Source organism: Actinomadura vinacea, assembly GCF_039532545.1.
Lineage (GTDB): Bacteria > Actinomycetota > Actinomycetes > Streptosporangiales > Streptosporangiaceae > Spirillospora > Spirillospora vinacea.
The window spans coordinates 931,136-946,553 of the sequence record NZ_BAAARW010000012.1 but is presented as its reverse complement, the minus strand read 5'-3'; the positions used below and the strand labels follow the sequence as shown (position 1 = coordinate 946,553).

Annotated in this window: 14 protein-coding genes; 4 read left to right on the top strand and 10 right to left on the bottom strand. The window is 73.4% G+C overall.

The window, feature by feature from the left end; translation table 11 throughout:
* The first annotated feature begins 85 nt into the window (after positions 1-85).
* Together ABD340_RS19670 and ABD340_RS19665 are read left to right on the top strand one after the other, a co-directional pair.
* Positions 86-1,789 (top strand): serine/threonine-protein kinase, encoded by a 1,704-nt coding sequence (locus ABD340_RS19670; protein ID WP_344590471.1) that lies wholly within the window; start codon positions 86-88, stop codon positions 1,787-1,789.
* Positions 1,790-1,904: 115 nt separating this feature from the next.
* Positions 1,905-3,383, top strand: a complete 1,479-nt coding sequence (locus ABD340_RS19665) for a serine/threonine-protein kinase (protein ID WP_344590470.1) — start codon at positions 1,905-1,907, stop codon at positions 3,381-3,383.
* A 9-nt stretch (positions 3,384-3,392) separates the two neighbouring features.
* Here the strand turns inward: ABD340_RS19665 and ABD340_RS19660 are convergent, their stop codons facing one another.
* The 5 genes from ABD340_RS19660 to ABD340_RS19640 form a co-directional block, all read right to left on the bottom strand.
* Positions 3,393-4,004 (bottom strand): response regulator, encoded by a 612-nt coding sequence (locus ABD340_RS19660; protein ID WP_344590469.1) that lies wholly within the window; start codon positions 4,002-4,004, stop codon positions 3,393-3,395.
* Between the two features lie 126 nt (positions 4,005-4,130).
* A complete protein-coding gene (locus tag ABD340_RS19655) occupies positions 4,131-4,796 on the bottom strand; it encodes a response regulator (RefSeq protein ID WP_344590468.1) in 666 nt (221 codons plus the stop codon).
* A complete protein-coding gene (locus ABD340_RS19650; protein WP_344590466.1) occupies positions 4,793-6,130 on the bottom strand; it encodes a sensor histidine kinase in 1,338 nt (445 codons plus the stop codon). Before ABD340_RS19650 ends, ABD340_RS19655 begins: the two co-directional genes overlap by 4 nt.
* 92 nt (positions 6,131-6,222) lie before the next feature.
* A complete protein-coding gene (locus ABD340_RS19645) occupies positions 6,223-6,924 on the bottom strand; it encodes a response regulator transcription factor (RefSeq protein WP_344590464.1) in 702 nt (233 codons plus the stop codon).
* Positions 6,921-7,649, bottom strand: coding sequence for a sensor histidine kinase (locus ABD340_RS19640; protein WP_344590462.1), 729 nt, complete (start codon positions 7,647-7,649; stop codon positions 6,921-6,923). Before ABD340_RS19640 ends, ABD340_RS19645 begins: the two co-directional genes overlap by 4 nt.
* Before the next feature lie 381 nt (positions 7,650-8,030).
* Here ABD340_RS19640 and ABD340_RS19635 point away from each other — a divergent pair, with 381 nt between their 5' ends.
* Both ABD340_RS19635 and ABD340_RS19630 read left to right on the top strand, forming a co-directional pair.
* Positions 8,031-9,596 (top strand): Rieske 2Fe-2S domain-containing protein, encoded by a 1,566-nt coding sequence (locus ABD340_RS19635; RefSeq protein WP_344590461.1) that lies wholly within the window; start codon positions 8,031-8,033, stop codon positions 9,594-9,596.
* Between the two features lie 86 nt (positions 9,597-9,682).
* A complete protein-coding gene (locus ABD340_RS19630; RefSeq protein WP_344590460.1) occupies positions 9,683-9,844 on the top strand; it encodes a hypothetical protein in 162 nt (53 codons plus the stop codon).
* Between the two features lie 7 nt (positions 9,845-9,851).
* Here ABD340_RS19630 and ABD340_RS19625 read toward each other — a convergent pair whose 3' ends face one another.
* The 5 genes from ABD340_RS19625 to ABD340_RS19605 are packed head-to-tail and all read right to left on the bottom strand — an operon-like array spanning position 9,852 to position 15,413.
* Complete coding sequence (locus ABD340_RS19625; RefSeq protein ID WP_344590458.1) at positions 9,852-10,766, bottom strand: hypothetical protein; 915 nt, start codon at positions 10,764-10,766, stop codon at positions 9,852-9,854.
* A 19-nt stretch (positions 10,767-10,785) separates the two neighbouring features.
* The gene (locus ABD340_RS19620; protein WP_344590457.1) at positions 10,786-11,517 is read right to left on the bottom strand and encodes a sugar transferase; all 732 of its coding nucleotides are present in this window, start codon (positions 11,515-11,517) and stop codon (positions 10,786-10,788) included.
* A gap of 4 nt (positions 11,518-11,521) precedes the next feature.
* Positions 11,522-12,895, bottom strand: coding sequence for a lipopolysaccharide biosynthesis protein (locus ABD340_RS19615; protein WP_344590455.1), 1,374 nt, complete (start codon positions 12,893-12,895; stop codon positions 11,522-11,524).
* The gene (locus ABD340_RS19610; protein WP_344590454.1) at positions 12,892-14,229 is read right to left on the bottom strand and encodes an O-antigen ligase family protein; all 1,338 of its coding nucleotides are present in this window, start codon (positions 14,227-14,229) and stop codon (positions 12,892-12,894) included. Before ABD340_RS19610 ends, ABD340_RS19615 begins: the two co-directional genes overlap by 4 nt.
* Positions 14,226-15,413: a glycosyltransferase gene (locus tag ABD340_RS19605; RefSeq protein ID WP_344590453.1), complete on the bottom strand. Its 1,188-nt coding sequence runs from the start codon at positions 15,411-15,413 to the stop codon at positions 14,226-14,228. Before ABD340_RS19605 ends, ABD340_RS19610 begins: the two co-directional genes overlap by 4 nt.
* Positions 15,414-15,418: the final 5 nt, after the last annotated feature.

Sequence of the window (15,418 nt, the reverse complement as noted above, 5' to 3'; positions counted from 1 at the left end):
GGCAAGGGTTCACGCGCGAGTCGGTATACCGATCTTTAATAAGAGATCGGTAGTGTCGCGACACATGTCGGACGGGGAACGATCTGTGCAAGCGCCGCAACAGGAGGACGGGCGCCTGGTCGCCGGCCGCTACCGGCTTCTCGCGGTGGTGGGGCGAGGCGGCATGGGTACCGTCTGGCGCGCCCGCGACGAGATGCTCGCCCGCGAGGTCGCGGTCAAGGAGGTGCTGCTCCGGCAGGATCTGAGCGACCAGGAGCGCGAGGACCGGCACCGCCGGACGCTGCGCGAGGCGCGCGCCTCGGCCCGGTTGAACCATCCGGGCGTGGTGACCGTACACGATGTCGTGGACGAGGACGACCGTCCCTGGATCGTCATGGAGCTGGTCCGGGCGCGGTCCCTCCAGGAGATCCTGGACGACGGCGAGCCGCTGCCGCCGGGCCGCGTGGCGGGCATCGGGCGGCAGGTCGTGGGCGCGCTGCGGGCCGCCCACGCCATCGGCATCCTGCACCGCGACGTCAAGCCCGCCAACGTGCTCATCACCGCCGAGGACCGCGCGGTCCTCACCGACTTCGGCATCGCGCAGGTCGCGGGCGACGCCACCCTCACCCAGACCGGGCTGCTGGTCGGGTCGCCCGCCTACATGTCGCCCGAGCGGGTGAAGGGCGAGCGCGCGATCCCCGCGTCCGACCTGTGGGCACTGGGTGCGACGCTTTACGCGGCGTGCGAGGGCAAACCGCCGCACCACCGGTCCGACGCGATGGCCGTGCTCGCCGCGGTCATGACGCAGGAGCCGCCCCGGCCGCGGAACGCGGGCGCGCTCGCCCCCGTCCTGGAGGGGCTGCTGAAGACCGATCCGGTGGACCGGCTGCGGGCCGAGCAGGCCGAGGAGATGCTCAGGCAGGTCGCCACGGGCGCCTCCGCCGTGGCCGTCCCGGCTCCGGCCCCGTTCGGCGCGCCGCCGGCACCGGTGACCGCGGGGAACGCCGCCGGCGCGGCCGTCACCGAATCGGAGACCGTGCTGTCGCCCGGTCCTCCGGCCGGGGATCGGACCCAGGGGCTCGCCGCGTCGTCCACCTCGCACGTCCCCGCCCCCCGGGGGCCCGGGGCGGACGGCCTGGGCCCGACCGCCGCCGGCGGCCGGGCGGGCCGGCGCGGCGGAGTGCTGATCCCGGTGTTCGCGGGCGCCGCGATCGCCCTCGTGATCGTGGGCGTCGTCGGGTTCGTCCTCTGGCCGGAGAAGAAGAACATGAAAAGGGCGGATGCGGGCCCCGGGCTCCCGCCCGGGGCGACCTTGCCCACCCATGGCTCCCCGGTGCAGCCGGTGCAGCCCTCGAAGGAGTTCCCGAGCGGCATCAGGACCGCCCTACCGGCCCTGCCTCAGGGCTTCACGCAGCAGCGCGGCCCGGGGTTCACGATCGGCGTCCCGGCGGGCTGGACGCGCAAGGCGCAGGGCAACAGCACGTTCTGGCTGGACCCCGCCTCGGACGCCTACATCCAGGTGGACCAGACGGTGTGGTCCGGCGATCCCTACGCGCACTGGCAGCAGTGGTCGCGGGAGGTCAGAGGCAACGGCAAGCTGCCCGGCTTCCAGAGGGTCGGCCTCGCCAGGACGACCGTGGGCGGGCGGCCCGCCGCCGACATCGAGTTCACCTGGAGCAAATACAGGGCCAGGAACCGGGGAGTCATGGTGAATGGGCAGCCGTATGCCGTTCTGGTGGCGGTTCCGGCGTCCAGGTGGAACACGTACCAGGGAACCGTGAACAATGTGCTCGACACGTTCCGACCTTGAACGTGCGAATGACGACCGGGACGGACGGGAGCGTCCCGCAGCCGACAACAGACCATGGAGTGTGCGCGAGGCGTTCCTCTAGGCAGGGCCGCTCGTGACGGGGGACCATTTAGACATGGGAGAGGGTCATCTGCTCGCCAACCGCTACCGGTTGGACGCGGTGGTGGGCCGTGGTGGCATGGGCACCGTGTGGCGTGCCTATGACGTCATGCTCGACCGCGAGGTCGCGGTCAAGGAAGTGGTGCTGCCGCCGGGGCTGACCCCGGACGAGCGTGACGTCCTGTACGAGCGGACCTTCCGGGAGGCCCGGGCCTCGGCCCGGCTGAACCACCCGGGCGTGGTCACGGTGCACGACGTGGTGGAGGAGTCCGAGCGGCCCTGGATCGTGATGGAGCTGGTGCGCGCCCGCTCGCTCCAGGAGGTCCTGGAGGAGGGCCTGCTGCAGCACCGGCGGGTGGCCGAGATCGGGCTGCAGATGCTCGCGGCGCTGCGGCACGCCCACGAGAAGGGCATCCTGCACCGCGACATCAAGCCGAGCAACGTCCTGATCACCGACGCGGGCCGGGTGGTGCTGACCGACTTCGGCATCGCCCAGGTGGAGGGCGATGCGACCCTCACCCAGACCGGCCTGGTGATGGGATCGCCCGCCTACATCCCGCCAGAGCGCGCGCAGGGGGAGCGCGCGGTGCCCGCCTCGGACCTGTGGGCCCTCGGCGCGACGCTGTACGCGGCTCTGGAGGGCCATTCGCCCTACGAGCGGGCCGATGCCATGGCCTCGCTCCAGGCGGCGCTGACCGAGCCCGTCCCGCCCGCGCGGAACGCGGGACCGCTGGCGTCGGTGCTGGAGGGGCTGCTGGCGCGCGAGCCCGCCCGGCGGCTCAGCGGCGCACAGACGCAGCCCATGCTCACCCACGTGGCCACGATGCCGGAGCCGATCCCGCGCATGTCGATCCGGCTGGCCGAGGACACCATCCTGGACGAGCCGGCGGGCACCGACTACGACCAGACGGTGGTGGACGAGGCCGCGGACACGATCCTCGACGAGCCGACCCGCCGCGAATCGGGGCCGGCGGCGTACAGCCAGAACAGCGCCGTCTTCCAGCCGAACGCGCACCCGCGGTCCGGCACCGCCGGAGAGAACCGCAGGCATCACGCCCAGCCGCCTCCTCGGGCACAGCAGCCCCATCAGGAGCGGCAGGGCGACCGTGGCGGCGGCCCGCGCCAGGAGACGGGATCGGGATCGGGATCGCCGCACGATCCCGAGGTGCGGACGCTGCTGGAGACCGAGTGGGCCGTCCCACCGCCACCGGGCCCCCAGACGCCCCCGCTGTGGGAGCAGCCGGCGCAGTACCGGCAGTGGCAGCAGCCCGCGCCGTCGACCGGGCACCGGGAGCGCGAGCGCCGCAAGACCATCGTGATCGTCACGATCGCGGTGATCCTGGTGGTCGCCGCAGTGCTGGCCGGTGCGTTCATCCTGCGGCGGAGCCTCAACTCGACCGCCGCGGGCACCGCCCCGCCGGTGGTCTCCGTGTCCGCGATCTCGATGCCCGTGGACGCGGGGCCCGTGGACGCGGGGGCCGCCGCGGCCGGGTGACGGCCCCGGTCAGCTTCCGGCGGCCAGGGCGTTCAGCGCGAGCCGCAGGTCGGCGACGTGCGCCTCGAGATCGTCCAGGGCGGTCTCGCCCTCGCGCAGCCGCGCCGTGTCCTGCTCCACCCGGGTCATCCGGTCGTCGAGCGTCTTGAGGATCTGGTCGCGGCCGGCGCCGTCCGCGTCGTCGTCGCCGTCGAGGGACTGCCGCAGCAGCGCTGCCTGGCTGCGCAGCTGGAGCGTCCGGCGGTGCAGATCGACGAAGATCGACACCTTGGCGCGCAGCAGCCAGGGGTCGAACGGCTTGGTGAGGTAGTCGACCGCGCCCGCCGCGTAGCCCTGGTACGCCTGCTCGCCGCCCTCGCCCGCCGCGGTGAGGAAGATGATCGGGATGTCCCGGGTGCGGGGCCGGCTCTTGATGTGCCCGGCCGTCTCGAAGCCGTCCATCTCCGGCATCACCACATCGAGCAGGATCAGCGCGAACTCGTCGTTCAGCAGCTCCCGGAGCGCGGCCTGGCCGGAGCCCACCGGGACGACATCGACCGGCAGCGCGTCCAGGACGGCCGTGAGAGCGACCAGGTTCTCCTCACGGTCGTCCACGGCCAGGATCTTGGTGGCGTGCGACACCGGCTCCTCCGTGTCCGTCGGGCGTGTCGGTCGGGCTGCGTCCGACCACCCTGCCATGCCGCCGCGCCGGACGACAGTGGAGGGGCGCCGAATCGGCGCCGCGGAGCCGGCACCGGGCAGGAGATCTCAGGACAGCCAGCCCGGCTTGACCAGACCCGACTCGTAGGCGAAGACCACCAGCTGGGCGCGGTCGCGGGCGCCCAGCTTGACCATGGTGCGGCTCACATGGGTCTTGGCGGTCGCCGGGCTCACCACCAGCCGGGCGGCGATCTCCTCGTTGGTCAGGCCCTCGCCGACCAGCGCCATCACCTCCCGCTCCCGCTCGGTGAGCGAGTTGAGCCGCGGCGAGGGCGCCGGCTCCTTGGCCCGGGTGGCGAACTCGGCGATCAGCCGGCGGGTCACGCTCGGCGACAGCAGCGCGTCCCCGGCCGCCACCGCCCGCACCGCGTTGATCAGCTCCACCGGCTCGGTGTCCTTGACCAGGAAGCCGCCCGCCCCGCCGCGCAGCGCCTCGAAGACGTACTCGTCCAGCTCGAAGGTGGTGAGGATGACGATCCGGACGCCGTCCAGCCGCTCGTCGGAGGCGATCCGCCGGGTGGCCTCCAGCCCGTCCAGGCCGGGCATCCGGATGTCCATGAGGATGACGTCCGGGCGCAGCCGCCGGGCCTGCGCGACGGCCTCCTCGCCGTCCCCGGCCTCCCCGACCACCTCGATGTCGGACTGGGCGTCCAGGAGTGCCCGGAACCCCGCGCGGACCAGCACCTGGTCGTCGGCCAGCAGAACCTTGATCACTCGGCACCTCCCCGGCCCGGCCCGCCGTGCGCGCCGGACTCGTCCTCGACGGGGAGCGCGGCGCTCACCCGGAACCCGCCCCCGGGCCGCGGCCCGGCCGAGAACGTGCCGCCGAGGGCGGCGGCGCGTTCCCGCATCCCGTTGATCCCGCTGCCGCCCGGATGGTCGTCCAGCAGCGACACGCCGTGGCCGTCGTCGGCGACCTCGACGGCGATCTCCCGCTCACCGTAGGCGATCCGGACCGTGGCCGTCACCGGGCCGGGGCCCGCGTGCCGGGTCACGTTGGTGAGCGATTCCTGGACGATCCGGAACGCGGCCAGATCGGTGCCGGCGGGGAGCGGCCGCCGCTCCCCGGTGATCTCGGCCTCCACCCGCAGCCCCGCCGATCGGGCGCGGCCGAGCAGTTCCTCCAGCCGGGCCAGCCCCGCGGTGGGGGCGCGCGGCGCGCTCTCGCCCTGCGAGCGCAGCACCCCGATCACCGACCGCATCTCGCTCAGCGCCTCCTTGCTGGCCTCCTTGATCGCCGCCAGCGCGGTCCGCGCCTGCTCGGGGTCCTGGTCGATGAGGTGCAGCGCCACCCCGGCCTGCACGTTGATCATCGAGATGTTGTGCGCCAGGACGTCGTGCAGCTCGCGGGCCATCCGCAGCCGTTCCTCGCTGGCCTGGCGGCGCTCCTCCTCGGCCCGGGTGCGGGCCGCGGCGGCGGCCCGCTGCGCGCGCATCCGGATCAGCTCCCCGCTGATCAGCGGGACCACCACCCAGGCGACCGCGAACACGGTCGAGCCCAGGCTGGGCTCCTCCACCGGGAAGGGCCGCCCGGGCATGCCGCGCTGCTCGAACGGCACCCCGATGAACCAGGTGAGCGTGAAGTAGCCGGCCAGTCCCGCGAACGTCCCCACCCAGGCGGTCAGCCGGTGGCCCGCCGTCACGGCCCCCAGGATCGCGACGGCGGCGGCGGCCAGGCCCGGCCCGTAGGTGTAGGCGCGCAGCAGGTAGAGGCCGGTCACGGCGCCCACGGACAGGAGCGTGAAGACCGGGTGCCGGCGGCGGAGCAGCAGCAGCAGCGGGCCGCCGATGAGCAGCGCGAAGCCGAGCGGGTCGAGCGGGGTGCTGTGGTAGTCGGGCGGGCCCCCACGGGGGCCCCACCCCTCGTTCTCCCACGGCCCGCGGTCCCCCTTGTCCTGCGCACCTATCGAGCCGACCACCTGGAGGAAGGCGAGGAAGGCCGGGACCGCCCACACGGGCCACTGGCCGGGCAGCGGCAGGTGCAGGCGCGCCGCCCCGGCCGGCGGCGGGCCGCCCGCTGGGGCCGTATTCGGCGGGGAACTGCTCATTGGAGCACGTTAAGCCACCTGAACCGGACAGGGCGTCGGCCGGGGGGAGGGACCGGGCGTACTCCCCGGGCGGTATCGGCGGCCCCGTGATGTCAGCCCGCGAGCCACTCCCCGGTCTCCACGCTGACCAGCCCGTGCCGCGCCGCCTCGATCACCGCCTCGCGCTGGGAGTGCACGCCCAGCTTGCTCAGCACGCTCTGCACATGGCTGCGCGCGGTGCTGCGGGTGACGCCCATCGCCTTGGCCAGCGCCTGGGTGGACTCGCCGCGCGCCAGCCGGGTCAGCACCTCCCGCTCCCGCGGGGTGAGGAACCGCGCCACCTTCTGCGCCTGGTTGCGCGGGCGGTCGACCGGGCCGCCGCGCAGTGCGGCCCGGTCGACCACGACCTCGCCGCGGGCGACCCGGCGCAGCACCTCCAGGACGTCCCCGGCCTGCTGCCCCTTGTGCGCGAACCCCCGCACGCCCGCCGCCAGCCCGGCCTCCAGCACGTGCCGCTCCAGGAACCCGGTCAGCACGACGAAACGGGCAGCGGGCGCCGCCGCCCGCAGCCGCGGGATCCACTCCAGCGCCGTCCCGGACGGGAACTGCAGGTCGATGAGGCACACGTCGGCGCGCCGCGAGGCCAGCACCGCCGGCAGCTCGCCGGGGGAGTAGGCGACGCCCACCACGACGTGCCCGGCGTCGGCCAGCACCAGAGCCAGCGAGTCGGCGAACACCGCGTGGTCGTCGCAGACCACCACCCGCGTGGCCGGGGCCGGCCCGGGCAGGGGCCCGGCTGCGGACGGCCGGCTCATGGATGCGGCCGCCAGTCGTCGGCGTGCACCGTCCCGGCCGCGACCACCCTGGCCGGAGGCGCCGACGGCAGCAGCAACCGGACCCGCGCCCCGCCCATCTCGCAGGTGCGGATCTCCAGCCCGCCGCCGTACTCGGAGATCAGGTCGTGCACGATGCCGAGCCCCAGCGAGGCCAGCCCGGCCTTGCCCGCGCCGAACCCCGGGCCGTCGTCGTCGACCTGCACGGCCACCCAGCCGTGCCCGGCGGTGACGCGCACGTCCACCCGGCCGGCCGCGACCCGGCAGGCGTTGTCGAGGACGTTGCGGAGCGCGCGCCACAACGCCACCGGGTCCATGTTCGCCCATGCCTCGGCACCGCGGAAGCGGACCTCGTGCGGGGTGGCCAGCCGCATGCCGGTGACCACCTCGGCGGCCAGGTCGTCGACCCGGATCCGCTCCGGGGACGGCATCGGCTGCCCCGCCTCGTCCATGCCGCCGTCCGCGCCCGCGTCCACCCCGCCGCCGCCCTCGTCCAGCAGGCGCAGCAGGTGGTCGAGCCAGCGGGTCTCGCCGAGCAGCTGCTCGACCCGCTCGCGGCTGCCGGCGCCGATGTCGTCGGCCACCGCGACCGCGGACGCCAGCATGATGATCGTGCCGAGTTCGTGTCGGATGTCATGACGCAGCCGCCGCCGCCACAGCCCCGGGTCCTCCGGTCCGGTCGCGGCCGGGTCGGCGGTGGTGAGCATCGTGACATGAGCGGGCGTGGCCACCGGAGAAGACCGAGACTGCCCGTTGTTCATGGAAGGACCCCCGTCCCTTATTACCAGCACCGCCATGACCGTCACCCGTGCGGGAACGGCTGTCCAGACAATTGACCGCAACAGACCAGTTGCTGACCGGAAGTGGACATGCCAATGCGGAGCGTAAACCGGGCCGTTTTAGGGGACGTCTTCCGTAAGACTCGGGGCCCGTTCGGGGCTACCTTCGAGCGTGCTCGCAAGCGGGTCCGCAAGTACGCTCAAGAAGCATTGTCCACCACCCCGGCGCCATTTCTTCATACCTTCGTCGTAGCCGTCTTGCGCATTCCGCCGGGTGTGGCCGCGCGGGCCGGGAGGGACAGTCATGACATGCCGACGATCACTTTTCTCGGACATGCCGGAGTGGCGGTCAGCGCCCGCGCGTTCCGCCTGCTCGCGGACCCCTGGCTCGCGTCGACCGGTGCCTTCCTCGGCGCCTGGCACCAGTACCCGAGAAACGATCATTTGGACGCCGCCGGGCTGGCCGACGCCGATTGGGTCGCCGTCTCGCACGAGCACCTAGATCATTTCGATCCGTGGTTCATCGGCCGGCTTCCCGGCCGTACCCGGATCCTCATTCCGCGCTATCCGGGGCCCGCCTTCCGAGAACGGATGGCGGCGGCCGCGGGTTCCCGCCAGGTAATCGAGATACCGGCGTGGCAGAAATTCCCACTGGACAATCGCGGCTCCTGGATGACCGTCATTCCGGAGCTCTCGCCGATGTGCCATGACGCCGCATTTCTCATCGTCGCGGACGGGCAGGCGGTCCTGCACTGCAACGACGCGCGGCTCACCGCCGCCCAGGCGCGCCGGGCCAAGCACATGGCCGGCGGGCGCCTGGACGTCATGGCGCTGCAGACCTCGGGCGCGTCCTGGCACCCGATCTGCTACGAGTACCCGCCCGCGGAGATGGCCGAGGTCTCCATGGCCAAGCGCGTCTCCAAGCTGCGCTCGGTGCAGCGCCTGGTCCGGCAGGCCGCCCCGGAGCTGGCCGTGCCCTTCGCCGGGCCGCCCTGCTTCCTGGACGAGGAGGTGCGGCCGCTGAACCGGGTGCTGGAACAGCGGGACGGCGCGTTCTGCGACCCGGACGTCTCCACCGCCTGGCTGCGCGAGCACCTGCCCGCCCAGCGCTGGGACCACTTCAAGCCGGGCGACGTCCTCGACCTGGACACCGGCGGGGTCGTCCGCGACCCGGTCTCGGCCGGGTTCTCCTTCGACGACGCGTTCCGCGAGGGCTACCTGCGGAGGTACGCCGCGGACCGGGCGGACGCGATCGCGAGCGTGCTGGCCCGCTTCCCGCACCCCGGTCCCGGGCTCTACGACCGTTTCGCCGCCCACTTCGAGTACCTGGGCGGGCTCAGCGACTACTTCCTCGGCCAGATCGACATGGTGGTCCGCTTCGAGGTCACCGGGCCCAACGGCGGCGTGTGGGACGTCGACATCTCGCCGGACGGCGTCAAGGTCGGCGAGGCCGCCCCCGGCACCCGGCCGCACTACCGCATCACCACGGCGGGCCGCTGGGTGGAGGGCGTGCTGAGCGGCGGGATCGCGTGGGAGGACCTGCTCATCTCGTTCCGCCTCAGCCTCTACCGCGACCCGGATGTCTACAACGACCATCTCGTCGGGCTGCTGAAGCACGCAAACGCCCCGGCGCTCCAGGCCGTGGAGGCGTACGAGACGGGCCGGGACGAGTCCGAGCGCATCGTCGTCGAGTCGGACGGGCTGGCCTACGACATCCCGCGCTACTGCCCGCACGCCGGAGAGGACCTGTCGGTGGGCGCCGTGGTGCGCGACGGGCAGGTCCACTGCCTGGCGCACAATTTCGCCTTCGACCTCTCGACCGGCCGCTGCGTCAACGCCCGGTCGGCCGGTCTGGCGAGCCGCAGGGTGTCCTGAAAGGAGACGCAATGTTCTCTGAATGTGACCAGGTCCGTGCACTTCGTATTTGTTAGCCGTGCTACGTTTTAGGGGTTTCTGGGGGCTTGAAGGGGTTCGGGGAAGTGCTGGGGAAGAAGAAGTTCGGCCTGCTGGCCGTGGGTTTCGTGCTGCTCGTGACGACGTTGGAAGTGCTCGCCCTCCAGTTGGGCTCGCTGGAACTGGACCTGTCGCGCCCGCCCGCGGTCGCGGAGAACTCCGCACCCTGACCCGGGGCTACCGGGAGTTGCGCGCCCGCATGATCGACTGCAGGTCGGGGTGCTCGCCCCCGGTCGCGTCGGCGAGCGTGGGGCAGGCCCAGCGGCCCTGATGCCCCCACGAATAGGCGATGTCCATCGGCGGGTTCGGGACGAGCCGGTCCCAGCGGCGCAGGATCTGGCGCATCTGCTCCTCGGTCGGCAGCCAGTACTGCTTGTCGCCGCGTGAGCAGCCCTGCCCGAACGTCTGGTAGACGGGCACGATCACCCGCCGCGGGACACCGGCCTGGTCGGCCATCCGCACCATCCGGTCGATGGCGTTGATGTCGCAGGTGGCGCGGGTCCGCGCCGAGCCCTTGCAGGGGTACGGGTCGAGCCCGACCAGGTCCACGTTCACCCGCTCGGGCGTGACCGTCCGCATCGGCCAGTCGGTGAGCGAGATGAACGAGACCTGCCCGGGCGCCTCGCGCTCGATGAGGTCGGCGCGGCGCCGGATCTCGTCGGCGACCCGCGGGCACTCGCGCGGATTGGGCTCGTCGGAGAGGTACCAGCCGTACACCTTGGGATGCCGCGCCAGCCGCCGCACCGCCTCGGTGAACTCCGCCATGGACAGCTCGAAGTCCTCGCACGTGAAGTTGCCGACCCACAGCAGGGCGCGCATGCCGTCCGGGACGCCGTCGACCGAGGCGTCGTCGGGCTTGACGTCCACGAGGTCGTAGCCGAGCGCGCGCAGCCGCGGGTAGTCCGACGGCTCGGTGTTGAGCGCGATGTTGAGCGTCCTGCCGGGCTCGCCGCCGGGCCGGCCCGGGCTGGCGAGCGGGCCCCGGTACGGCCGGTACGGCTCGGCGGCGCGGTGCCGCACGTAGAAGAGCAGCCCCGCGACCAGGACCGCGACGGCGACCACCGCGGCGGAGACCTTGATCCGCGTGTCCATGGCTTGCCTCCAGGAACGGTCAGGCCGCGGAGCCGGTCTCCTCGGACGCGGACTCCTCCGCGGCGGGCCGGGCGGGCGGCGGCGAGGTCTCCAGCGGCGGGACGGTGAAGCCGAGGATGTGCCTGACGGTGTCCCACAGCGCGCCGAGCGTGGCCCGCATGGACGGGTCGCCGAGGTAGACCGCGTCCACCGCGACCCGGGCGGGCACGATCCGCTCGATGTAGTTGACCAGGTCGACCTCAGCCCCGGGCGGCAGCACGTCGAAGTCGCGGAAGCGGACCTCCGACACGCCGGTCAGCCCGGGCCGGTGGTCGAAGATCCAGCGGCTGCCCGGGTCGTAGTGCACCGCCAGGTCGTAGGTCTCCGGCCGCGGCCCGACCAGCGTCATGTGCCCGCGCAGCACGTTCACCAGCTGCGGCAGCTCGTCCAGCGACCACTCGCGCAGCAGCTTGCCGATCCGGGTCAGCCGCGGATCGCAGTTGGCGGTGACGGTGAGCCCGCCCACGCCCTGCCGCATGGTGCGGAACTTGTACATGGTGAACGGCCGCCCGCCCTGCCCCACCCGGGTCTGCCGGAAGATCCCCGGGCCCGGGCTGGACGCCCGCACCAGCAGGTAGATCAGCAGCAGCGGGACGCTCAGCAGCACCAGCCCGGCCAGCGCCCCGGCGACGTCCAGGACCCGGCGCGCGGTGGCCGGCGCGACCCCGTCGGACGGGTCGACCGGCCGCGTGTCCAGCTCTCGCTCCGTCATGCCGTCACCCATTCCTCTCGCCCGTGCCGGGGTGGCCCGTGCCCGTCTCGATGCGCCGCCCGACATGCCGGAACCAGGCCAGCAGCGCCACCGTGGTCGCGACGAACGACACCGCGGTCGCGGTCGCGGCGCCCGCCGCGTCGTACCGGGGGATCAGGTACACCCCGGCCAGCACCACCGCGACCAGCCCGATCGCCTGCCCGGTCGAGGCGGCGCCCGGCCGGCCGACCCCGTACAGGTAGGCCATGACCAGCCCGGTGACGCCGAAGGTGACCACCCCGGCGAGCCGGATGTAGGTCGGCACCACCGCGTCGCCGAAGACCTCGCCGAACACCCGCGGCAGCGCCGTCCCGGCGATCAGCGCCAGCGGCAGCGCGGCCAGCGCCGACACCCCCAGCGCGGGCAGGATCATCCGGCGGGTGCGGCGGGTCGCCTCGGCCCGGTCGTCGCGGGCGAAGTCGGGGTAGAGCACGTAGTTGAGCGCCAGGCCGGGCAACTGCACCAGCTCGGCGAACTTGCTGGCCACCGTGTAGACGCCCAGCACCTTCGGCCCCGCCAGCGCGCCCAGCAGCGCCATGTCGAAGCGCAGCTGGAGCAGGTCGATCAGCTGGCCGAGGTAGCCGCGCAGGCCGTAGCCCGCGATGGTGCGGCCGAGCCGGAGGTCGGGGCGGCCCCAGCCCTTGAAGAAGCCGCGCCGCGCCAGCCGCACGATGATCCACGCCGCGGCCGCGACGTCCGCCAGCACCAGCCCGGTGACCAGCGCGCCCGGCCCGTACCAGCCGATCAGGATCACCAGGTAGATGGGCAGGAACACGAACTCCTCGACCGCGATCGCCAGGCTCGCGCCGCGCAGGTCGTCGGTGCCCTGCAGCAGGCCCTTGCCGACCGACACGAACCCCTGCGTGAACACCGGGACGGTCGCGGCCAGCGCCACCCAGAACCCGAACGACTGGAAGAACGCCAGATGGATCAGCGGGCTGAAGGCCAGCCAGCCCACCGCCCCGGCCAGCGCGCCCGCGACGGTCAGCCACGCCAGCGTGGGCCGGACCGCCGACTGGTCGTACTCCCGCCCCGCCCCGTCCGTGCCCGCCAGGAAGTAGGGCGCGGCGGCCGGGAGCCCCGCGTTGGACAGGTGGCAGACCAGCCCCGGCAGGATCCGGACCAGCGTGAACGCGCCGACCAGCTCGGGCCCGCCGATCCGGGCGACCATGATCGTCGCGATGCCGAGCGAGGCCAGCGCGCCCACCCGGCCCGCCATGTTGCCCGCCATCAGCCGGGCGATCCGGCCGGTGATCGTCCGGGTGGGCGCGGCGGAGTGCTCGGTGGGCAGCACCGTGTCGGGGACGGCGTCGCCGGGCCGCGGCCGGGTCTCGGTCATGCCGCCTCCCGGTCGGCGGCGCCGGCGGCGTCGCGGCGCCCGAACAGGTCCAGCGCGGCGATCAGCCCGAAGAACGCCCAGCCGTGCCGGTAGTGGAGGGTCTCGTAGAACAGCGCGGAGACCAGGAAGACCAGCACCAGCGCCCCGAACAGCTCCGGCCGCGGGACGATCCGCGCGTACGCGGGCGCCAGCGCGTCCCGGCGGGCGATCCGCAGGCACTTGAGCAGCAGCGCGAACACCAGGACGATCAGCGCGACCCCGCCCAGGAAGCCGCGCTCCAGCACCGCCGCGATGTAGTCGTTGTGCGCCTCGCGGACGTAGGTCTCCTGGTTCTCCAGCATCGCGGCCTCGGTGTGGCCCGGCCCGATGCCCCACGGATGGGTCTGCCGCTCGATCATCTCGACGGTCGTGGCGAACACCGTGCTGCGCGATTCGGTGCTCTCCCCGGTCGTGCGGCCGATCGAGTCGCGCAGGATGGGGGAGGCGGCGCCGGCCCGGTCCAGGTACGGCTGGACGTCGATCAGGGAGACGGCCGCGATCCCGCCGCCGCCCGCGAACGCCGCCAGCGACATGACCGCGACCGCGTGGTGCGCCTTGCCCTCGCGGAACAGCCGGAACACGTACCCGGCCACGATCGCGACGCCCAGCGCCAGGGCGCCGCCGTTGGAGCCGGTCAGCACCTCGGCGAGCAGCAGGATCCCGCACACCGTCCAGCGCTGCCACGCCCGCTCCGGGACGCGGGCGGCGCGGGCGATGAAGAAGACGCAGATGAACCAGTTGGAGGCGTAGTTGGCGTCGCCGAAGGTGAACATGGCGCGCTCGCCGTCCACCTGCTTGCCCGACAGCGTGTCGTTCCCGACCAGGAACCCGAAGATCATGATGAGCGCGTAGAACGTGCCGATCCACACCCACGACCTGATCGCCGGCCGCAGGAAGCCGGTGTCCCGCGCCAGGTTGGCGACGCTGACCCCCCACAGCAGCACGAACAGGTCCTTGACCAGGGTGAGCGCGCCCGCGTCGTTCACGATCGCGGCGATGCCGCCGGCGACGATGGTCAGCAGCGTCGGGACGAGCAGCGGCCACCGCACCGGATGGCGGTGCGTGGCGGCCCACAGCAGCGCCGTCATCGTCACCACGATCAGCGCCAGGTCGGGCAGCCCGGTGTTGCCGGGGCCGGGCGGCAGCCCGAACGGCATCAGCATCGGCAGCGACGCGATCCCGCCGACCAGGATCACGCCCACGAGCGACCGCCCGCCGGCCCGCGGCTCCCCTTCCGGCGGCGCGGGCTCCGCGAGCGGTCGCGCGGAGGGCTTGGTGGTCGTGATCGTGGTCATGGCCGCCTGGAGCTCCCCCGGTAGGTGTCGTCCAGCACCGCGCCCAGGTACTCCGGGGAGAACCAGTCGCCGACCCGCCCGCGCGCGCGTTCGGCCATCCGGGCCGCGGCCGCCGGGTCGTCCAGCAGGTGCGCGATCGCGGTGGCCAGCCCGGCCGGATCCTGCGGCGGCACCAGCAGGCCCGTCTCCCCGGACAGCACCAGGTCCTGGTTGGACGGCACGGCCGTCGCGACCAGCGGGATCCCCGCCCCGATCGCCTCGACCAGCACGCAGGGCAGGCCCTCCCACCGGCTGGCCATCGCCATCACGTCGAACGCGGGCAGCACGTCCGCCACGTCGTCGCGATGCCCCAGCCAGCGCATCCGGTCCGCGACGCCCAGCCGCGCGGCCAGCTTCTCCAGCTCCCCGGCCATCGCCCCGCCGCCGACCCACAGCCCGAACACGTCGTCGGGCAGCCGCGCCAGCGCCTTGACGAAGATCTCCGGGCCCTTCTGGAACGTCAGCCGGCCGATCGAACCGACGACCTTCACCCCCAGCGGCAGGTCGAGCCGCCGCCGGGCCTGCGCGCGCGAGCCGGGCGCGGCGGCGTAGGCGGCCACGTCCACCGCCGGCCACGACAGCCGGATCCGCTCCGGCGTGGCCAGGCCCAGCCGCAGCGCCGTCGTCACCGTCTCCGACCCGATCGCCAGGAACGCGTCGGTGTGCTTGGCGGCCATCCGCTCCAGCCGGACGTAGGCGCGGCGGCGCGGCCACGACTGGAACTCGTTGAACGGGAACCCGTGCCAGGTGTGCACGATCCGCGGCACCCCCGCCCGCGCCGCCGCGATCCGCCCGATCACCCCGCCCTTGGCGCTGTGGGTGTGGACGACGTCGTACCGCCCCTCGGCCAGCACCCGGGTGAGCGTCCGCAGCGCCGCCCGGTCGTCGCGCGGCGAGATCTGCGGGACCAGCGGCCGCACCTGGACGATCTCCATCCCGGCCGCGTGCGCGCGCGGGGTGAAATCCCCGGCGGCGGCGTTGCCGACCGCGTCGTCCCCGTACCGGACCTCCTTGTCCCGTGCGGCGGCGGCGCTGTCGATGCCGACCCCGCCGGTGATCACCGCGCGTTCGTAGTCGGACGGGTCCAGGGCCAGCGCCCCGTTCAGCGCCACCTGCCCGGCTCCGCCGTTGAAACGGGTGATCACGGTGG